The organism is Frankia sp. CcWB2 (assembly GCF_977927585.1).
Genome location: NZ_CDWRCM010000136.1, coordinates 1 through 3370, shown reverse-complemented (window position 1 = coordinate 3370; position 3370 = coordinate 1). Strand labels below are relative to the sequence as shown.

General features: G+C 67.0%; 4 protein-coding genes. All 4 read right to left on the bottom strand.

The window, feature by feature from the left end:
• On the bottom strand, nt 1-1446 hold a 1446-nt coding region (locus ACY45C_RS14640), incomplete at its 3' end, for a B12-binding domain-containing radical SAM protein (RefSeq protein ID WP_462188159.1).
• Nucleotides 1430-2236 carry a DNA glycosylase family protein gene (locus tag ACY45C_RS14635; RefSeq protein ID WP_462188158.1) on the bottom strand — a complete coding sequence of 269 codons (807 nt, stop codon included), beginning with the start codon at nt 2234-2236 and terminating at the stop codon, nt 1430-1432. The genes ACY45C_RS14640 and ACY45C_RS14635, both read right to left, overlap by 17 nt.
• 47 nt (nt 2237-2283) lie before the next feature.
• Nucleotides 2284-2889 carry an ATP-binding protein gene (locus ACY45C_RS14630; protein WP_462188157.1) on the bottom strand — a complete coding sequence of 202 codons (606 nt, stop codon included), beginning with the start codon at nt 2887-2889 and terminating at the stop codon, nt 2284-2286.
• Complete coding sequence (locus ACY45C_RS14625) at nt 2886-3197, bottom strand: hypothetical protein (RefSeq protein WP_462188156.1); 312 nt, start codon at nt 3195-3197, stop codon at nt 2886-2888. The genes ACY45C_RS14630 and ACY45C_RS14625 overlap by 4 nt, the downstream gene beginning before the upstream one ends.
• Nucleotides 3198-3370 lie beyond the last annotated feature (173 nt).

The following is a 3370-nucleotide window of genomic DNA, read 5'->3' as shown; positions in this document are numbered from 1 at the left end:
GGCGTGCTGCTCGCGGGACAGCTCCACCAGGGCGGCCCGCACCTCATCTACGGTGGCTTCCCCGAACCGGATGGTGACCGAGAAGTTGAACTCGTCGCGCCCGCGCATGGCTTCGTCAAGGCCGCCAACGGTTAGGTCAACGGCGGTGTAGGCCAGAAGCTGCGCGGGCTGGTAGCGGCCGGTGGCCACGATGCGGTCCCACTCCGGCGTGCCGGGATACGGGCGGAACTCGAAGACGGAGGCCCGGAAGTTCCCTGGCTGGCCGTCCGCCACCTCCCACAGCTCCCTGACGTGGCGGACGGTGGCCGCCAACTCCTCGCGCGTCTCTGTGGGGAAGCCCAGGATGAAGTAGCCCTTCACCGAGATGCCGCGCTCGGTGAGGCGACGGACCACGGAGCGGGTCATATCGGGGTTGATCCGTTTGCCCATGTACCCAAGCAGCCGCTCACTGCCGGACTCGACACCCAGAGCAACTTCCCGCAGGCCGTTGGCGGCCAGTACATCCAACAGGGCGTCATCGGCCCGATGCAGGATGTTGATACGGCCGGTGGCATCCCAGACGAATCGCTCCCCGAGGCGGGCGGCGGTGAAGGCCTCCATGCACTGCCGGATGAACCGCTCGTAACCGAGAAAAAGATCATCGACGAAGCGGAAGGCGGTTACGCCGCCTGTGGCGTGCAGCACCTCCATCTCGGCGATAATGCCGGCAGGGGTGCGGGTGCGGATGGTGATGTCCGGGTTGGCGCTGACGGCGGCGCCACAAAATGAGCAGTCGTACGGGCAGCCGCGGGCACCGACCATGTTGGCCTCGACGCGGCCGTCTGGCGCCTGGTACGGGTCGCCCACCAGAAACCGGCGGTCGACGAAGGGCAGGCGGTCCACATCTGGGGCCAGGTGGTGGCCCGCGCCCGGCTGGCCGCCAGTGACGGGCTGGTGAAGGATGGGGTCGAGCCACATCACGCCGGGTAGGTCGACGCGGGATCGCTTGTCCTGCAAGAGTTCTGCCACGCGGGTTTCGCCCTCGCCAAGCACCAGGGCTTCGAGCGCCCCGAAGCGGGGGTCGGCGATGATGGCTTTGGGCATGGCCTTGGCCTGGTGCCCGCCGACCATGACCATGATGTCCCGGTCCAGACCGGCGGCGATTTCGGCGCTCACCTCGTAGGTGGGGGCCAAGAGGTTGAAGCCGGCCCAGCGCGGGCCGAGGCTGTTCACCAGCTGATAGGTCTCTTTGATGCCGAGTCCCAAGGCTTCGGCGTCAAGTACGCCGACGTTGAAGCCCTGGCTGCTCGCGTAGGTAGCGATGTAGGCCATGCCCAGTACCGGCAAGGTGAAGTCGTTCACCCGTGGGCGCAGGCCGTAGTCACGCAAGGGGGCGTTGATAAAAACGGCGTCGAGCGGGCGGTTCAGGTCGGCGCCCAGGACGGGGCCGTCATCCAATGTCTCCATGTTGCGATCCCCAAGCAAGGGTCAGGAGGGTCAAGGTCGATAGGTGTTCCCCCGCCAGATGCCGCCACTGAGCGCCGAAGGCACGCTCGTTATGGAACCAGTGGTGCGCCGGGACAGCCCGCCCCGCCCACGTGCGTACGGCTAGATCGGCGTAGGGGTACAGGTCCCAGGTATTGGTGTAGTCGGCAACGGCCGCGCCGGCCGTCCAAGGGCCGATCCGCTGGACGCTCTGCAATTCGTCGATGAGGGCCGGTAGGGACAGACGCTTCCAGTTTTCGCCGTGGGCCAGGTAGGCCGTGGCGGCGGCCCGGATCGCTGCCCGCTTGAAAGCGAGCCCAAGCTCTCCGTATTGTTCGTCGTCCAGCTCCAGGACTTTTTCCGGACTCGGAAACAGGCCGTAGGTGTCGCCGTCCGGCAGGGCCACCTGCTGCCCGTGGGCTGCGCACAGCTGTCGGTAGAGCTTCTTGGACTGGCCCGCCCGGATGACCTGGCGCAGGATCGCGGTCGCCAGCGCCTCCCACAGCGAGGGGTTGCGGAAGCGGCCCACGTTGCCCAGGCCAGCCAGCTCCTTGGCCAGCTCCGGCACTTCACTGGCAGCGCCGTCCGGCATCCCGAAGACATCCGCCAGCGGCTCCGCTTCGTCGCCGCCCAGCGCCGTGAGCGTGAGGTTGCCGCCGTGAACCTCCGCCAAGACCGGGCCGCCCGGCAACGCAAATACGCGGCGTACCCCGGTATCGGTGGGAAGCCAGGCGGGGTATTCGGTCATCCAGCGGTCTGCGGAAAACGGCATGAGGAAACTCCGGAAGTACGGCTGTATTGGGCGAGGATATGACGCTATTATCTCATGGCGTCGCTCCGGGGTAGGCGGCCGTCCATGGCGCGCAGGCCATCGAGCACCCGTTTCAGTACGGCCATGTCATCGAAAACCAACCCAGGATCGGCACGTGCAACCGTGGGCCGGCGGTGTGGGAGAAGTGGGCCCGACTCCTCAGCTTCGGACGGCACCGGTGCCTCAATCTGGCACCAGGTAACTTTGCCAACTCCGGTGGGCGACGGGTAATAGGCTGCCGCAAGGCTCAGGGCTTCGACAATGTGGAGACCCCGACCGCTCTCACGATCAAGATATTGAACCTGAAGTTCAGGCGGCTTCGGGTTACGATCCCAGATTTCGATGATGAGGCTTCGCGCGGCCCAGCTGATGCGCATGGATACAATAGACCTTAAGTTACCACCCGAACTTTCCGTGGCCCGGACGGCATTGGTAATGAGTTCTGAAATCAACAGGGCCGTGGTGTCGAGAAGATCTGTAAGTCCCCAGCCCTCCAGCAGCCCGGCCGCCGCCTGCCGCGCCAAGGCCGGGGCCGTGGTGGCGGCGGCGAACTGGTGGACGCTCGCACGCAGGTTGGCGGCTGGCTGGGGCGCGGTGCTGGCCGGAAGGTTCATGCCGGCCCCGGGGAGGGGGTGGCCGGCGAAACGGTGAGCACCCGGGCGCCCAACACCTCGATCTCCACTTCGATGGCCTGCCGGACGGCGGGCAACCGGCGCAGTTCCGCGGTGACGGCCTCGGTTCGCTCCTCCAAGGCCGCCTGCTGCACAGCGGTGGTGGGCAGGTCGCCCGCGTCGCAAGCGAGCACGACCCCGGCGGCTTCCAACCGTCCCAACGCCGCCCCGAGCCCTTCAGCAATGAGCCGCAGCGCCGCGCCGCCCGGCGGCCCCAGCCCGGAGTCTTGCCTTTCGGTGTCCCTGTCCACCGATTTCCTCCCCTCCTGGCACGGATGGATGACGCCCGAGGCCGGGGAGCGGGGTCCTCAGACCCGGCCCCGGGCGCCTTGGTCCTCAGCGTGAGCGGGCGGAACGGATACGGCCATGACGGGCCATGTATGCTGTCTCTTATACACATCTCCGAGCCCACGAGACGGACTCC